Annotated in this window: 13 protein-coding genes; 3 read left to right on the forward strand and 10 right to left on the reverse strand. The window is 41.0% G+C overall.

Annotation, left to right across the window (positions count from 1 at the left end; translation table 11 throughout):
• Positions 1-14 precede the first annotated feature (14 nt).
• The 3 genes from DWX23_RS05175 to DWX23_RS05185 all read left to right on the forward strand — a co-directional run bounded on the left by DWX23_RS05175 (position 15) and on the right by DWX23_RS05185 (position 3,893).
• Positions 15-1,643 carry a RagB/SusD family nutrient uptake outer membrane protein gene (locus tag DWX23_RS05175; protein ID WP_122373681.1) on the forward strand — a complete coding sequence of 543 codons (1,629 nt, stop codon included), beginning with the start codon at positions 15-17 and terminating at the stop codon, positions 1,641-1,643.
• An 83-nt stretch (positions 1,644-1,726) separates the two neighbouring features.
• Positions 1,727-3,091 carry an alpha-L-fucosidase gene (locus tag DWX23_RS05180; RefSeq protein WP_122373682.1) on the forward strand — a complete coding sequence of 455 codons (1,365 nt, stop codon included), beginning with the start codon at positions 1,727-1,729 and terminating at the stop codon, positions 3,089-3,091.
• Positions 3,092-3,332: 241 nt separating this feature from the next.
• Positions 3,333-3,893: an RNA polymerase sigma-70 factor gene (locus DWX23_RS05185; RefSeq protein ID WP_122373928.1), complete on the forward strand. Its 561-nt coding sequence runs from the start codon at positions 3,333-3,335 to the stop codon at positions 3,891-3,893.
• Positions 3,894-4,019: 126 nt separating this feature from the next.
• Here DWX23_RS05185 and DWX23_RS05190 read toward each other — a convergent pair whose 3' ends face one another.
• The 10 genes from DWX23_RS05190 to DWX23_RS05235 form a co-directional block, all read right to left on the reverse strand.
• Positions 4,020-5,885, reverse strand: coding sequence for a RagB/SusD family nutrient uptake outer membrane protein (locus DWX23_RS05190; RefSeq protein WP_122373683.1), 1,866 nt, complete (start codon positions 5,883-5,885; stop codon positions 4,020-4,022).
• Between the two features lie 23 nt (positions 5,886-5,908).
• Complete coding sequence (locus DWX23_RS05195) at positions 5,909-9,304, reverse strand: TonB-dependent receptor (protein WP_370450061.1); 3,396 nt, start codon at positions 9,302-9,304, stop codon at positions 5,909-5,911.
• 165 nt (positions 9,305-9,469) lie between these two features.
• Positions 9,470-10,672, reverse strand: a complete 1,203-nt coding sequence (locus tag DWX23_RS05200; protein ID WP_122373684.1) for a FecR family protein — start codon at positions 10,670-10,672, stop codon at positions 9,470-9,472.
• 70 nt (positions 10,673-10,742) lie between these two features.
• On the reverse strand, positions 10,743-11,315 hold the full coding sequence (locus DWX23_RS05205) for an RNA polymerase sigma factor (protein ID WP_233587506.1): 573 nt from the start codon (positions 11,313-11,315) through the stop codon (positions 10,743-10,745).
• A gap of 21 nt (positions 11,316-11,336) precedes the next feature.
• Positions 11,337-11,801, reverse strand: coding sequence for a GNAT family N-acetyltransferase (locus tag DWX23_RS05210; RefSeq protein ID WP_122373685.1), 465 nt, complete (start codon positions 11,799-11,801; stop codon positions 11,337-11,339).
• Position 11,802: 1 nt separating this feature from the next.
• Positions 11,803-12,183 (reverse strand): VOC family protein, encoded by a 381-nt coding sequence (locus tag DWX23_RS05215; RefSeq protein WP_122373930.1) that lies wholly within the window; start codon positions 12,181-12,183, stop codon positions 11,803-11,805.
• Positions 12,184-12,277: 94 nt separating this feature from the next.
• Positions 12,278-13,630, reverse strand: coding sequence for a Fe-S cluster assembly protein SufD (gene sufD, locus DWX23_RS05220; RefSeq protein WP_122373686.1), 1,353 nt, complete (start codon positions 13,628-13,630; stop codon positions 12,278-12,280).
• Positions 13,623-14,378 carry a Fe-S cluster assembly ATPase SufC gene (sufC, locus tag DWX23_RS05225; RefSeq protein WP_122373687.1) on the reverse strand — a complete coding sequence of 252 codons (756 nt, stop codon included), beginning with the start codon at positions 14,376-14,378 and terminating at the stop codon, positions 13,623-13,625. The genes sufD and sufC overlap by 8 nt, the downstream gene beginning before the upstream one ends.
• A 24-nt stretch (positions 14,379-14,402) precedes the next feature.
• Positions 14,403-15,848 carry a Fe-S cluster assembly protein SufB gene (gene sufB / locus DWX23_RS05230; RefSeq protein ID WP_122373688.1) on the reverse strand — a complete coding sequence of 482 codons (1,446 nt, stop codon included), beginning with the start codon at positions 15,846-15,848 and terminating at the stop codon, positions 14,403-14,405.
• A 96-nt stretch (positions 15,849-15,944) separates the two neighbouring features.
• Positions 15,945-16,436: a CvpA family protein gene (locus DWX23_RS05235; RefSeq protein ID WP_122356874.1), complete on the reverse strand. Its 492-nt coding sequence runs from the start codon at positions 16,434-16,436 to the stop codon at positions 15,945-15,947.
• Between the last annotated feature and the right edge of the window lie 2 nt (positions 16,437-16,438).

The raw sequence follows: 16,438 nt of genomic DNA on the forward strand, positions 1-16,438 counted from the left end.
AATCAAAAAACAGAATGAAAAAAGTATATTATATAGCAAGCTTGTCTTTATTACTTGGATTTTCCGGATGTAATAATGACTTTATGGACTTGTACCCGGAAGATAAGATCAACGACGAGACCTATTGGAAGACAGAAAATGACTTGAAAAACTTTGCAAATCAGTTCTACACCACGCTGGATAATACCGGTGCTTATGGCAACGACAATGCTTCCGATAACCAGGCACATCAGACAAAAGATGCTTTTATCTGGAGTGATTATACGATCCCAACTGCCGGAGGGGGCTGGGCTAAAGGCGATTGGGCAAATATCCGGAGTTGTAATTATTTCCTGTCTCGTTATCATACAGTGGAAGGGAATGCAGAAAAGATCAATCAGTATGTCGGTGAAATTTACTTCTTTAAAGCCAAATTTTATTACGAAAAGGTTCTTCGATTCGGTGATGTACCTTGGTTAACAACTGATCTTACGACTTCTTCGGAAGAACTGTATAACCCACGAAATGACCGCGGAGCTGTTATCGATTCAATCTGTGCTTGCTTAGATAAAGCAGCAGCTTGGCTACCGGAAACAATGATCGACACACGGCTTAGCAAATACGCAGCCTTATTACTCAAATCCAGAGTTTGTCTATTTGAAGGTACATGGAGAAAGTACAGAAATCTTGATAATGCAGATAAGTATCTTCGCTCCAGCATAGAAGCTGCAGAAAAGATTATGAATAGTAGTAAATACGACATCTATTCAACAGGGAATATCGAAGACGACTACCATGCTCTATTTAATCAGCAGGATTATACGAATAATAAAGAAGCAATCTTTTTTGCAGCTTATGTGACAGACAAGCGTATGAACAATCGTCCCCGTACTGTACGTGAGGCAGGTACAGGTATGACTAAAGATTTCGTCGAATCATTCTTATGTGATGATGGTAAACCTATTGCATTAAGCGATCGTTACAAAGGAGATGCCAAATTCACTGATGAATTCGAAAATCGTGACCCACGTCTGAAACAATGTGTTTACACTCCTGAACGCCCTATCGCCATATTGGCTGACGGTTCGGAGGAATATGAAAATTCTCCGGTCTTCAACAGTCTGTCATTTACCGGTTACCGTTTGTATAAGATGTACTCTCCGTTAGCAGAAGATAACGAATATATCAAATGTACACTGGACGACCTGATCTATCGGTATGGTGAAGTTCTTCTGAACTATGCAGAAGCAAAAGCCGAACTGGGAGAATGCGACCAGACTGTTTTGGACAAAACGATCAATAAACTGCGTGACCGTGTAGGTATGAAGCATCTGACGGTAAATGTAGGATTCACTGATCCGAACTGGCCAAAATGGGAAGTAGCCATCTCTCCGCTGCTGAATGAAATACGTCGCGAACGCCGTGTAGAATTAGCATGTGAAGGTCTTCGCTGGAATGACTTATGCAGATGGAAAGCCGGTAAGTTACTGGAAAACCTGAAGACCTATTTAGGTCCGCGTGATCCGGCAACAGGCGAATACCGCGTTCTTTATCCAGGTATGACACGCACATGGTACGATCGTTTGTATCTGTATCCGATACCAACTGACGAGTTTACTTACAACCCGAACTTATTACCTCAAAATCCGGGTTGGGCAAATTAAAATGACCTCATTTGTAGGAGCGGGAAAAATTTCGCTCCTACATCTTTTTTTATTATACTTGCATCGTAAAATATAAGTTCATCATGAAAAAGACATTTGCAGGATTACTGGCAGCCTTGTCGGTACTTATATCCTGCTCTTCAAACGAAACAACAACTGTCGTTACCCCTAATGCCCGCCAGCTAGCCTGGGCAGATGCAGAAATGGGTGTATTGATCCATTTTGACATGCCGGTCTACCAACCGGACTATAATTTCAGGAATTGGGGCACACATCCGGATGCTTCCGTCTTCAATCCTACTGAATTAAATACCGACCAATGGCTGGAAACAGCTCATAAACTGGGAGCCAAATATGCTGTCCTCGTAGCGAAGCACTGTAGTGGATTCAGCCTGTGGCCTACAGAAGCGCATGACTACAGCATCAAACAATCTCCCTGGAAAAACGGTGAAGGAGATATCGTTGCCGATTTCATCGCTTCCTGTAAAAAATATAATATCAAACCGGGCATTTATGCCAGTACAACCGCAAACGGTTACCTGTATGTAGATAATCCGGGAGTTGTTCAGGAAGGAGGTCCGGTCAGTCAGGAAGAATACAATAAAATTGTAACGCAGCAATTGACCGAATTATGGAGTAACTACGGTGAACTGTTCGAAATATGGTTCGATGGCGGTGTACTGTCCAAAGAACAAGGGGGTGCGGATGTATTATCGCTTGTACAGAAACTGCAGCCGAATGCAATTGCTTTTCAAGGTCCGTACGGACATCCTAACTTGGTCAGATGGGTAGGGAATGAAGAAGGTGTCGCACCTTATCCCTGCTGGTCAACAGCCGACTCGACCACCAATGCCGACGGAACACGTGTGATAAATGGTTTGAACGGCGATCCTTTTGCCCCGTTCTGGTGCCCGGGAGAATCTGATTTCACCTTGCGCTGGAACCGCTCTTTCCAGGGCGGATGGTTCTGGACAGCCGGACAGGATAGCATGATGTTCGATATTCCTGAACTGCTTACCAAATACGAAACCAGTGTAGGAAGGAATACCAATATGTTGTTAGGCCTTGTTGTCAACGATAAAGGACTTATACCCGACGCCGATGTCCTCCAGATAGAAACGTTAGGTAAAGAAATAGTTCGCCAATACGGAACTCCGCTTCAGCAAGCATCCGGAACCGGCTCGGAGTACATCTTGTCGTTTGACAAGCCCACCAGCATAAACCGTGTCATCCTACAGGAAGACATCGCCAAAGGAGAACGGGTCTTAAAATATTCCCTGAAAGGGAAAAAGAATAACGAATGGATCGACCTCGCTTCAGGATCATGCATCGGACATAAGCATATAGACCGTTTCGAACCTCAAACACTCGATGCGATCAAATTAGTTGTAGACGAATCAAAGGCTGATCCCCAAATCATGAACTTTTCAGTTTTTGAAACCATCTAAATGATATATCCGGAAAACGTAAGACATTTCTTCCTTGTGTTGAAATGTCTTTACACCTATCTCCATTCTAAATAAGTATAAGATGTAACCATAATAACATAGTAGTTCTATCCTCCCTAAAACAATAGTGTTACTTATAGTGATACAGTAGTCCTATAATTTGTAACACTATTGTGTTAAATAAATAACTGTATTGTATAAATATTATTATATTTACAACTTATTACGTCGTCAGGGAGAAATGGAGAATACAACAGACTTAAAAGCGTTCAATCAATTATTCACTGATTATCAGGGCCGATTTATCCGCTTTGCTAATACGTATGTAAGAGATATAGCCGTTGCTGAAGATTTTACGATTGAAGCTTTGATGTATTATTGGGAAAATCGTCATTCGTTGGAAAAAGATTCAAACGTCCCTGCCTATATCCTTACCATCATTAAAAACAAATGCTTAAACTATTTACAACATCTGCAGGTAAAAGAAGATGTTAACGAACAATTACTAAATCATGCCAAATGGGAATTGAATACTCGTATATCTACGCTGGAAGCCTGTAACCCCAATGAGTTGTTCACTGCCGAAGCACAGGAAATCGTAAATAAAACTCTTGCTGGTTTACCGGAACAGACGAGGGTTGTCTTTATTATGAGCCGCTATGAAAACAAATCACATAAAGATATAGCCGAAACATTAGGAATAACTACTAAAGGTGTTGAATACCATATCTCCAGAGCATTGAAAAAGCTCCATATCAATCTAAAAGATTATTACCCGACATTTCTGTTCCTATTTATGTAGTATGGTATGTACATATATTATTTTCAATAGAAAAGATAAAGGGAAGGGGATGTCGGTCATATCTTCCCGCATCCCCCTTTAAAGTCCCAATGAGTCAACACAGCTTGGATCTAAGGTTCCAATAATTTATTCCCAGCCCGGATTTTGAACCAGCTTTCTGGATTTCTGTACCTCATTCAGAGGAAGAGGATATAAATACATACGTCGTTCAAAAAGTCGGAGCTCTACATTTTTGCGTTTATGGAATCCTTCTTTAGGATCTTTCGAATCTAGGTTCATACCACTTATCCAACCTCCCTGCGGAGATTCCTGCCCATCCTCGGCGACCATCCAGCGGCGTACATTAAAATAACGCTGTCCCTCCATGAAAAGCTCTACACGCATCTCTTTCCGAATCGCTTCACGTTGAAGCTCTTTATTACCTATAAGATTCGGCTTGATATCGGCTAACTTAGGAATACCGGCACGTACACGCACGCGGTCTACATATTCTATAATACGTCTGTCCGACGGATTCACCTCATTCAATGCTTCCGCATACAACAAATAGAATTCGCCTAAACGGAAAAGGATGCTCGGACGGAACTGAGACTTTTTAAAACTACCGGAATTATACAGTTCTTTACAATATCCCTTATAAGGTAAATAACCTGTTCTCGAATACATGCCACCGGTCTTGCCATTATTACCTCCATCGTGGAAGAATATTTCTCTACCGGAAATATGCCATCTGCGTCCCTGGAAAAATATTGCATCATAAAAACGAGGTTCACGATTTAAATACATATTGGATACCTGGGTCGTTATCACTGGTTGAACGACTCCCATAATAGGTGAAGCCGGTATCTCATTGACATAGTCACCAAAGCCTTCTTCCGTATAGTCCGGAGATTCCTTTATACTCAAACCATCTGCCATAAAGAAATCATCCACCATATCCTGAAGTACTCCCAAAGCTGTTTGACCAACACCTTCCGTGCGAGGGGTACAACTTCTATCTTGTCCGTCAGAATTAACAGCACCAAAAGAATTGTTTGTTGCAGCCCAAATAATTTCTTTATTGTACACCTGCTGCAACTGGTACAAAGACTGAGCGGTATTAACCGTTCCATCAGGATTATAAACCGTATGCAACTCATACACTCCGGTTTCTGCCCAGTCGATCAGCTCCTGCAACGCATTCAATGCTTTCTGCCATTTATTATTGTCTTTATCTGGGAATAGCCGTGTTCCGTCAGTATTTGTTACATCTAACGCTTCCGCATAACCGCCATTCAATAAAGGACTGGCTGCATATATCCAGAGTTTTGCACGAATAGCCAAAGCGACTCCTTTCGTGGGTTTTACACGTTCATTATCTTCCAGGCGTTGTGCTGGCAACAAATTGGATAACTCCGCAAGTTCCGTGTCTATAAAATTTATCACCTCATCTAATGGAGTACGTGCAAAATCCAAATCAGTAGCATTCGAATCCACAACCTCATTCATTAATGGTATAGGACCATACAACTCAACCAGCAAATAGTGATAATAAGCTCTAAAAAACCGAGCAGTATTTTTCATATCGGCTAATTCTTCTTCTGAAATTTGATCTACATCGCCGGGAATGACTTTAGCATGCTGTAAAAATAAATTACATTGACGAATCTGCTTGTATAAAGACCAACGGGTATAAGGTGCATTTGCAGAACTGTATCCGGATACAGGAATTGTATTGGTTGAATTTCTACTAGCCTTTAATTCATCCGAACAAGGAGACCAAGGCGCGTCCAAACCATCCATTGAACCGGAATAGTCTGTATTAAACACCATATATTTCATATCTGGTATTCCGGTATAAATATAACGATGAAAACGCCTTGTATAAGAAGGATTCTCAAAAACATCCTCCATCGTTACTTCCTGTGTCAATTCATCCGACACATCCAAAAAGTCATTACATGACATACACGTAGCCAAGGCAATAACCAACAAATATTTCAATTGTTTCATAATCTATTATATCTATTTAAATATTAAAAAGTTACATCTAATCCCAATGTAAAAGTCCTTGGGAGAGGATAGGATGCTCCTGATTTTTTACTTCCCATTTCGGGATCCCACATTTTAAGATTGTCCCATACACATAAATTATTCCCCATCAAATAAATACGGGCCTGTTGCATTCCCATTTTCTGTGCAAAATTCTTAGGTATTTGGTAGCTGAACTCAAAGTTCTTGAAACGCAGGAAGCTTGCATCACGCACCCAAAATGTACTGGCGGCATTATTGTGGGCGTGAGTATCAGGCCTTAAACGAGGATAAGCCACATTAAAATTATTAGGATCAGAATCTGACCAATGATTAACAAACTCAGATCGTAGCCGCGAATTTTCAACTCCCCACAAGAAAGGCCACAGAGCAGAAGTATTATCAGCCTGTCCAAGGATCGTTGATGTATTACCCGCACCCTGGAAAAATGCACTAAACGTAAAGTTCTTCCATTCGGCACTAATCCCAAAGCCATATACGATTTCAGGATTTTCAGGATTGACCAGTCCCCGCTCAGCATCAAAACTATTAACAATACCGTCACCATTCAAATCTCGATATTTCAAATCTCCCGGACGAATATCCCCGGATAAACCCGATTTGACAACACCTTCCTTCAATTCATAAGTCCGGTTAATACCTTCACCAGTAATATTAAAATCATCATAAGTATAAAAACCATCACAAATATAGACGGCCCTGTCACCGATCCTCGTACCTGTTACATTCATCCAATCATATTTTTGAGGAACTTCATCATATTCCAAAACTTTATTTCTGGCAAAAGTAAAGTTTCCTCTAGCCGACAATTTCACTTCACCGACCGTATGGTTCAAAACAAGACTGGCATCAACTCCCTGGTTCTTCACCTCTCCAAAATTCTGCCATGGCATTACCTGAAACCCGGTTGTAGCCCCGACCGTCTTACGTTGTAATAATATCTCAGAACGATTATTATTAAAATAATCTACCTGCAAATCGATTCGATTATCGAACAGCCCCAACTCCATTCCATAATTTTGTTTCACTTCTATCTCCCAACCAATCCCGGGTGAATAAAATTGTCCTTCTATAATACCGTTACCAACTCCCCCACTAGAGCCTCCATCCGTATAACCTACGTTATATCCTCCGGCATCCATTTTCATAGATGAGCGATACAAAAAACGACTACCACCCGTATTATCGTTACCTGTTCGTCCCAAAGAGACACGGAATTTCAATTTATTCAACACATTACTCAAACCTTTTCCATAGAATTGTTCATTAGAAAGATACCAAGCAATACCCACTGCAGGGAAAAGTCCGAAACGATGGCCGCTGGCAAATGTCTCACTTCCCGTATAACCAAAGTTTCCTTCTACAGAATAGCGGTCATCGTACATATACGCAATACGTCCAACCAATCCTTGCTTTCTAAATGCCAAAGGCTGATTATGTGGCTGATAGTCTTTTTGCATATACAAAAGCATGGCATTAATATTATGAATATCATTAAAAACACGTACATAATTCAATGAATTTTCAAAATAGATCGTTTTGTCTCCGGAATTACCGGGTTCAGCCCCTCCCAAGGTATTAGAACCGGATACCTTTTCTTCAAAAACTAAATTTCCATTCTCATCTCTTCCTGTAGCAAAATATTGAGAAACTGTTTTCGATCGCTTCATCGTATATTGCATATTGGCATCAAAAGCAAGAGATGCTTTATAACTCAGACCACTGGTTATAAAATCCAGTTTCTGATCCAAACTGACCTTAGACTGAATCCGCGTACGCCATTCTTTCGAATATCCCGAATTATTTAGCAAATTATATGGATTTACCTTATTTGAACTGGGATCAGGATGTCCGGCTATCGTTCCATCTTCATAAATCATCGGGAAAAGATGCGACGGGACTGTCGACATTTTAGTGAACAAATCCTGAGTCCCAACTCCGGGATAATTCGTATTCAAATATTGACCACTTAAATCGACACTAACAATAGTCGTTTTAGTGATGTTCAAGTCGATATTACTTCTCAGATTAAAACGCTTAACACCTATATTAGAATTGTAATCGTCTGTCGTATTCGATTTAAAAAGCCCGGATTCAGTATAGAATGCACCTGAAACAAAATATTTAGCTCTTTCTGTTCCGCCTCTGGCATTCAATGTTATTCTCGAATTTGTCGTCAGATCTTTAAGCAGATCATACCAATTAACATTGGGATACAACATAGGATCGATACCATCTCTATATTTTGCTAATGTTTCATCATCATAGACACTTGGTGATCCGATATTATTCAAAGCTTCATTATAGGCTTTTAAATATTCATACGAACTGGCATACTGAGGTAAACGTGTTGCCTGGGAAACACTCGTTTCCGCACGTACAGAGATACGGGCCTTGGCTATCTGACCACGTTTGGTTGTGATCAGGATCACACCATTTGCACCTTCTGCACCATAAACGGCTGTAGCTGCAGCATCTTTCAACAAAGAAAACGTTTCTATTTCATCGGGTTCAACATCCTGCATCTGACGAGGTACTCCATCCACTAAAACCAATGGGCTGGTTCCACCAGAAAAAGAGCTGACACCACGTATCCAGAAATCAGAATTATCATAACCTGGCTCGCCTGATCGTTGTACAGCGATCAAACCAGACAATTGGCCTGCCAAGTTATTCGTTAGATTACGGGTCGGCAATCTTAATTCTTTGGTTGATACTGTATTGATTGCACTGACAACACTACTTTTTTTCTGTTGTCCATATCCAACGACAACGACCTCTTCCAGCGCTTTAGAGTCTTCATAAAGCTGAACATTTACATTCCGTCGTCCGTCTACTCTTATTTCCTGGGGAGCATAGCCCAAATAAGAAATATTCAAAACAGCATGTTTCCCGGAAACATTAATTTCATAACGACCATCTATATCTGTCGTTATACCGTTTGTTGTTCCCTTTTCAACCACAGAAGCACCGATAATAGACTCTCCATTGGTATCGGTAACCACACCAGTGACTTTGTATGTAGCTTGTTGCTGAGTTTTATTTGGTTGTGGAAAAACTTCCCGCTCTGTTATAATAATCTGGCGATCTTTAATTGTAAAAACATTATTCGTATTTTTAAAAATAGAATTCAATATCGTTTCTACATTCTGTTCTTTCATATCCAGGTTAACTTTTCTATTCAAATCAACCGTATTATCCATATAGAAAATAATAAACTCACTATTGTTTTCTATGTGTTTGAAAACTTCTTTTACAGACTTGTTATTTACACTAATTGACAAAAGTGTTTCCTGTGAATAAGAGTCGGAAGCAAAACTTACACCTATGCCAAGAAACAAGAATAATAGAATAGTTCTCATTATTCGACAAAATTTCATGCGTTCAATGATTTTCACACTGAACTTCACTTTTAATTTCATAACTTTGTAAATGATTTAAGTTAGTATTGTTATTAACAGACTAATTGAAGAGCCGGATAATATTGCGAGTATTGTTCGGCTCTGTTTTTAACTACTGATCTAAGGTCCCATAAGCTTCTGATTTTAATAGTTTTTACTAATTCTTACATGATTCTCGCTTTGAATTATTTGAATTGATGCTGCATTTTCCAAATTGTTTAAGACATCTTTTAAATCATCTCTCAGATCTAATTTTCCACTGCAAGTCAGTTTTCCCACAGCCTCATCCCATTCTATCTGAGCCCCATAATATCTGGATAATTTCTTAAAAACAATTTCAAGCGGTTCTTTCTCAAACTGATAATATCCGTTTTTCCATGCAATATAATTGTTTATGTCTACTTCCTCTACCCTTACTTTATCTGTCTGGCTATCATAATCAAACTGCTGATTAGGTAATAATACATCTGCATGTTTGTTTGCCCTAACTTCTACTTTTCCTTCTACTAAAGTTACTTGCATATCCGGTTCGCCTTTATAAGCAGATACATTAAAGCATGTACCCAAAACTTTTATATCCAACTGTTGAGTCTTAACAACAAACGGGCATGTTACATCATGCGTTACATCCAAATAGACTTCGCCTTCAACATAAATTTCTCTCTTTTTTTCTCCAAAAGTAACCGGATAAACAACTTTTGAACCCGAGTTCACCCAAATCTTAGTTCCATCGGAAAAAATAACGGACGAACGTCTTCCGGGCGGGACAATCAACTGGTTAAATATTTCAGCATCCTTTTTCTGCTCAACTTCAAGAGCTATTTTTTTTGAATTCACATTGACTTCTCCCTCCTGGTTATACTCAACCAAGCCCTCCTTCTCCGAAATTGCAATCTTCTTATCACCTGATAATACGAGTTCAATCTCACCGGAGGAATCGACCGTTCGCTCAGAGGCATTCAACATTGCCTGATAATTGATCTCTCTTTCTGCAAAATAATACTTTTGCACAACAAAAAAACACAAACAAACAACAGCTGCCGTTCCAGCCAACCACCTAAATACATAGATTGTTTTCTTATGGAATTTATCTTTCCTATTTTCTGCAATGATCTTATTCCATAATACAGTTTCATCCTTTGATGAAAAATCGGGTTGCTTTATATCACGCCGTAGAGTCCCTATAAAAGAACGGGCTATACTTATTTCTTTTGCTAACTCCTTATCACTCTCTTCTAATTCATTCCAGAATCGATCATCCTCCGCGTCAGGAGACAATAACCACTGAACGAATTTGTCATCATTCAATAATTGATCAGCTTTATATCTCTTATAATCTTTATGCATATAAATTGCCTTTTGATATAAGAGCCAAGAGTTACTCTTTTATACTCACTAAAATGTATTTTTTTATTTTTTAGCGAATAAAAGACAAGAATAGCAATAGGAGCCTCATATCTCCCACAGAACTTCTTATTTTTTTCAAAGATCTCTGAATTAAATTTTGTGCAGATTGATAATTAAGGTTCATTAGAGTACAAATCTCATCCATACTCATCTCCTGAATAAAGCGATAGTAAATAATTTCTCGTTGTCGAGATGTTAACAAAGATAATATTCTTTCTACCTGTCTTCTTTCATCTTTGTATTGTTCCTGCTGAATAAACTGTTCCTCAACTGTCAACTCCAATGCAAAAGGTATATCTTCTATGAGGTCTTCAGTTAGGGTTTCCCTATGAATCTTTTTGATCAAGTTATTTTTTAACGCGGTGAATAAATAGACTTTAATATTATCTGGCAAAACCAATTGAACTCTATTTCTATACAAATAAGTAAAAATATCTTGTATACAATCCTTTACAAGCTCTGTATCCGATGTAAAACAAAGTCCATATTGATAAAGCCCCTTCACATAAGTGGTGTACGTCCAGCTATACGCATCATCATTACCTGACATAAATTCTTGCCACTTTATTCGACTTACGTCCATTCACATTAATTTTTTTGATTTTTACTCATGTGGACTCAAAAGCTTTTCCAGTATCAACCGATGCCGGCATTGAACACCGTTTTCCCAGATCGGTTCCGGGTAATTCCGAACGAAATAATCGCGGTCCAACTCTTTCAGATCAAAACCTTCCTGTTGATATAACATCATGGGACCCGGAGCAGATGTTCCGGTACAGACTTTCAGAAGAGTGATCCGGTTCGGTCGTGCCCATTCATCAAAGACAAAACGAAGTAAACGGCGCGCAATACCTCTCCGCTGAAAAGATTCATCTACAGCGACGTTTAATACTTCAGCCTGATTTACAGACTGCTTCTGAACAACAATCACTCCTACCATCCGATCCTTATAAAAAGCGACAAAACAATCGGATGTTTTCAGATAACTATCCACCAACTCACGATTGGGATCCGCCAACAAAAGCAGGTTATAAGGATAATCTGTCGCTTGTTCAATACGTATCTCCATATCAAGCAATTATTTCTACAATATTTCCGTCCGGATCAGCAATGGATCCCTCATAAAAACCATCTCCCGTTGTCCGCGGTTCCCCAAGTATCGTATAGCCATTTTCACGGAACAGTTCTATCATACTATTCACCTTTTCCTTGGAACCGACAGAGAAAGCAAAATGAGCAAGACCGATAAAAAGACCATTCTTCTCTTCTGTTACATCTGTCCGTTCCATAATTTCCAGGGAAGTACCTCCTTCGAAAGTTACAAAATAAGAAGCGAATCCTTTCTTGGGATTTACGTACTTCTCATTACTTTTTCCATTAAAATACGTCGTATAAAATTCGCGGGAACGTTCTAATTCATTCGTCCAGATTGCGATATGAGTCAACTGCATATAATAATAAATGATTGGTGAAATACAAAGATAAACAAAAAGCCCGGACAGACATAACATCTATCCGGGCCTTTATAAAGATCAGAATAATATCTTATTTACAGATACGGCAATCGGCACAACGTGCCAGCTCTCCACGAAAACGCTTTTCAACCAGCTTATGCAAGCGGTCTTTCAACGCATCCAGACGTACATGATCGATCACATCCGATGTAAAAGCAACACTCAGCATCATACGTGCCTCACTCAATGGAATACCACGGCTACGCATATAGAACAAAGCATTTTCATCCAACTGCCCGGTTGTCATACCATGCGAACATTTTACATCATCCGCATAGATTTCCAACTGCGGCTTACTATACATACGAGCTTCACGCGTAGCACAGAGGTTACGGTTTGTCTGGTAAGCAGCCGTTTTCTGAGCATCCTCCTTCACCAGGATACGCCCGCTGAAAGCTCCGACGGCATGATCGTCCAGCACATTCTTGAATAACTCATTACTTGTACAATTAGGAACGGCATGTGTAATGTGGCTATACGTATCCACTTGTTGTTCACGGTCCATTACAGACATACCGCAAAGTGTCGTTTCTGCATACTCACCGTTCAACTCGATATAATAGTTATTACGTGTAAGACCGTTATTTAATGTAATACCGTTTACCAGAACATTACTGGAAGCCTCCTGTTTTACATGAACAGAGGCAAAACGGGATGTGGAAATACTGCTTTCCTCCAGATCGTAATAATCGAAATAAGCACCTTCAGCAGCAAATATCTCGACGACCTGAGTTGCCAGAAACTTCACATCGTCTATACTATGATCGCAGATCAGTAATTTAGCTTCCGAGCGCGGTTCCATAATAATCAGAATACGGCGGTTAGCCATCGCATCCACATCGCTACGGAATATATTAATCAACTGGATAGGACGTTCCACCGCTATACCTTCCGGTACATAAAGCACAAAACCATCCTGGGCCAGCATCGTATTCAGTGCGATTATACCGTCATGGTTGCTTTTGGCTGCTTTTCCGTAATAGCGGGCAGCCACTTCCGGATATTTCTCCGCAAAGTTTTTCAAACCACCGGCATATACACCTTCCGGCAAATGAGCTTTCGGCATCATCTTGTCGTAAAAAGTATCATTCACAACAAAATACAGGGATGTACTCAGATTCGGGACATCGCAACGGAACACGTCATAAGGATTGACCGGAATAGCCAGGCGGTTTATATTCACCCCATAATCAGGAGCAAAAGCCTGCGCCACATCTGTATATTTATAATCTTCACTCTTTACCGAAGGAAACCCCAGGCGATCGAAATCGGCCAAAGCCTCGGCACGCGGAGCATTCATCACCGCAGCACTATGCCGACATACCAGGTCTTCATATTTGGTAAAAAGGTCGATATATTGTTGTTCGGCTCTCATCTCACTCATCTCCCATCTCTTTCTTGATCCAGTCGTAACCTTTTTCTTCCAGTTCAAGGGCTAGTTCCGGACCGGCTGTTTTTACAATACGTCCTTTGTACAACACATGTACCACATCCGGCTTGATATAATCCAACAGACGTTGGTAGTGAGTGATTACGATCGCTGCATTTTCCGGCGTACGCAATTGGTTCACACCGTTTGCTACGATACGGAGGGCATCGATATCCAGACCGCTGTCCGTTTCATCCAGAATAGCCAGTTTAGGTTCCAGCATAGCCATCTGGAATATCTCGTTACGTTTCTTTTCACCACCTGAGAACCCTTCGTTCACACTACGGCTGGCCAACTTATTATCCAGTTCCACAATAGCACGTTTCTCACGCATCAGTTTCAGGAAGTCGGTCGCAGAAACAGGATCCAATCCTTTATATTTACGGTGTTCATTCAGTGCGGCACGCATAAAGTTCACCATACTTACACCCGGAATTTCAACCGGATACTGGAAACTGAGAAAAATACCTTCACGGCTACGGTCTTCCGGTTCCAGTTCCAACAAGTTCTTCCCATTAAAAATAACTTCTCCCTGGGTTACCTCGAAAGCCGGATTACCAACGAGTACACTACTCAGGGTACTTTTACCCGAACCGTTCGGCCCCATGATGGCATGTACCTCACCAGCCTTTACAGAAAGGTCGATTCCTTTCAATATCTCTTTGCCATTTACATTGGCATGTAAGTTCTTTATATCTAACATAACTTTATTAATTGACAATTTGATTTATCCTACACTTCCTTCCAGTGAGATGGTCAGCAATTTCTGAGCCTCCACAGCGAACTCCATCGGAAGTTTATTCATTACCTCACGAGCATATCCGTTCACGATCAGACCGACAGCCTCCTCTACGGAAATACCACGTTGCTGGCAATAGAACAACTGTTCCTCACTGATCTTGCTTGTTGTAGCTTCATGCTCTACCACCGCTGTTTCATTCTGAATATCAGCATAAGGGAATGTATGTGCACCACAGGTCGAACTCAACAACAAGCTGTCACACTGGCTATGGTTACGGGCACCCTCGGCACGCGGAGATACTTTTACCAGACCACGATAACTATTCTGGCTATGACCGGCTGAAATACCTTTGGAAACAATCGTACTACGGGTATTCTTTCCTAAATGGATCATCTTCGTTCCGGTATCCGCCTGCTGATAATTATTGGTAACAGCGACCGAATAGAACTCGCCGACCGAATTATCACCTGCCAGAATACAACTCGGATATTTCCAGGTTATAGCAGAACCTGTCTCTACCTGGGTCCAGGATATCTTACTACCTTCCCCTTTACACAAACCACGCTTGGTCACGAAGTTATAGATACCGCCTTTTCCTTCTTTATCGCCCGGATACCAGTTTTGAACAGTCGAATATTTCACTTCGGCACGCTCTTTGGCTACGATCTCGACAATCGCTGCATGCAACTGATTCTCGTCACGCATCGGCGCGGTACATCCTTCCAAATAACTGACATACGCCTCATCGTCAGCTACGATCAATGTACGTTCGAACTGTCCGGTATTTGCCGCATTGATACGGAAATAGGTGGAAAGTTCCATCGGGCAACGTACGCCTTTTGGTATATAAACGAACGAGCCGTCAGAGAAAACCGCCGAGTTCAGAGCTGCAAAGAAATTGTCCCGGTAGCCTACTACACTTCCCAGATACTGTTGTACCAAATCCGGATGATGTAGCACTGCTTCACTGAATGAACAGAAGATAATCCCTTTTTCTGCCAACGTCTCCTTAAAGGTCGTCTTTACTGAAACACTGTCCATTACGGCATCGACCGCCATACCAGCCAATTGGGCACGCTCATGTAAAGGAATCCCCAGTTTGTCGAATGTCTTCAGTAACTCCGGATCCACTTCATCGAGGCTTTTGGGCCCTTCTTTCTTTTTGGGAGCTGCGTAATAGATTATATCCTGATAATCAATCGGTGGAATGTTTAGGTGAGGCCATGTGGGCATCTCCAATGTCTGCCAGTGGCGGAAAGCCTTCAACCGGAACTGCAACAACCAGTCCGGCTCATTCTTCTTAGCAGAAATGATACGGACAGTCTCTTCATCGAGACCACGGTGAATCAATTCCGTATCGATATCGGTAACGAAGCCGTACTTATAGTCACCACTTGTTACCTCATTTAGTATGTCGTTTGACTCCTGCATATCTAATTAATTGAAAGTTAAGAATTGAGAATTGAAAATTAAAGACATCCACCCCGGCAATTCCCAATTTTCAATTCTCAATTCTCAATTATTATACTATTCCTTCCATGAGAACAAATTTCCGGGGTAAATGGTTGGAACTATTTCTTTAACAGAATTATAGAAACGGGATTCAATCTTCGCTTCGCGGGGAATCAATACCGATCCCCGATCGACTGCCTCCAGTATGTTCAACAATAAACTGACGAACAGGATCATCAGGCACAAACCGAACAGGCCACCAGCCAGATGATTCAAAATACTGAGCGGCGTAACCCCGATCACCCTGTGCACAACCTCTCCGGCCAGCATGACCACACCCAGGATCAGGATAAATCCGGCTATATAACTAAGGATGGTCACTCCCTCTTCCGGGAACCAGCCCGATGCCAGTATATATCCTCTCAGCCAGGCTGCAGCTTTGGCACAGAAAAATATCGCAGCCATCAGGGCTATAAGCGAAACAACCTGTTTGATGACTCCATCAAACAGGCCCTTCGCAAATCCAATTCCTGCCAGACATACTAATACAATGTCTAACCAGTTCATGT

Origin of the sequence: Parabacteroides sp. AF18-52 (assembly GCF_003479145.1) — a bacterium.
GTDB classification, from domain to species: Bacteria; Bacteroidota; Bacteroidia; order Bacteroidales; family Tannerellaceae; genus Parabacteroides; species Parabacteroides faecis.

Bases quoted from the DNA above. Each gene is read 5' to 3' on its own strand.
- DWX23_RS05175 (WP_122373681.1), top strand. From the start codon at position 15: ATGAAAAAAGTATATTATATAGCAAGCTTGTCTTTATTACTTGGATTT.
- DWX23_RS05180 (WP_122373682.1), top strand. From the start codon at position 1,727: ATGAAAAAGACATTTGCAGGATTACTGGCAGCCTTGTCGGTACTTATA.
- DWX23_RS05185 (WP_122373928.1), top strand. From the start codon at position 3,333: ATGGAGAATACAACAGACTTAAAAGCGTTCAATCAATTATTCACTGAT.
- DWX23_RS05190 (WP_122373683.1), bottom strand. From the start codon at position 5,885: ATGAAACAATTGAAATATTTGTTGGTTATTGCCTTGGCTACGTGTATG.
- DWX23_RS05195 (WP_370450061.1), bottom strand. From the start codon at position 9,304: ATGAAATTTTGTCGAATAATGAGAACTATTCTATTATTCTTGTTTCTT.
- DWX23_RS05200 (WP_122373684.1), bottom strand. From the start codon at position 10,672: ATGCATAAAGATTATAAGAGATATAAAGCTGATCAATTATTGAATGAT.
- DWX23_RS05205 (WP_233587506.1), bottom strand. From the start codon at position 11,315: ATGGACGTAAGTCGAATAAAGTGGCAAGAATTTATGTCAGGTAATGAT.
- DWX23_RS05210 (WP_122373685.1), bottom strand. From the start codon at position 11,801: ATGGAGATACGTATTGAACAAGCGACAGATTATCCTTATAACCTGCTT.
- DWX23_RS05215 (WP_122373930.1), bottom strand. From the start codon at position 12,183: ATGCAGTTGACTCATATCGCAATCTGGACGAATGAATTAGAACGTTCC.
- sufD (WP_122373686.1), bottom strand. From the start codon at position 13,630: ATGAGTGAGATGAGAGCCGAACAACAATATATCGACCTTTTTACCAAA.
- sufC (WP_122373687.1), bottom strand. From the start codon at position 14,378: ATGTTAGATATAAAGAACTTACATGCCAATGTAAATGGCAAAGAGATA.
- sufB (WP_122373688.1), bottom strand. From the start codon at position 15,848: ATGCAGGAGTCAAACGACATACTAAATGAGGTAACAAGTGGTGACTAT.
- DWX23_RS05235 (WP_122356874.1), bottom strand. From the start codon at position 16,436: ATGAACTGGTTAGACATTGTATTAGTATGTCTGGCAGGAATTGGATTT.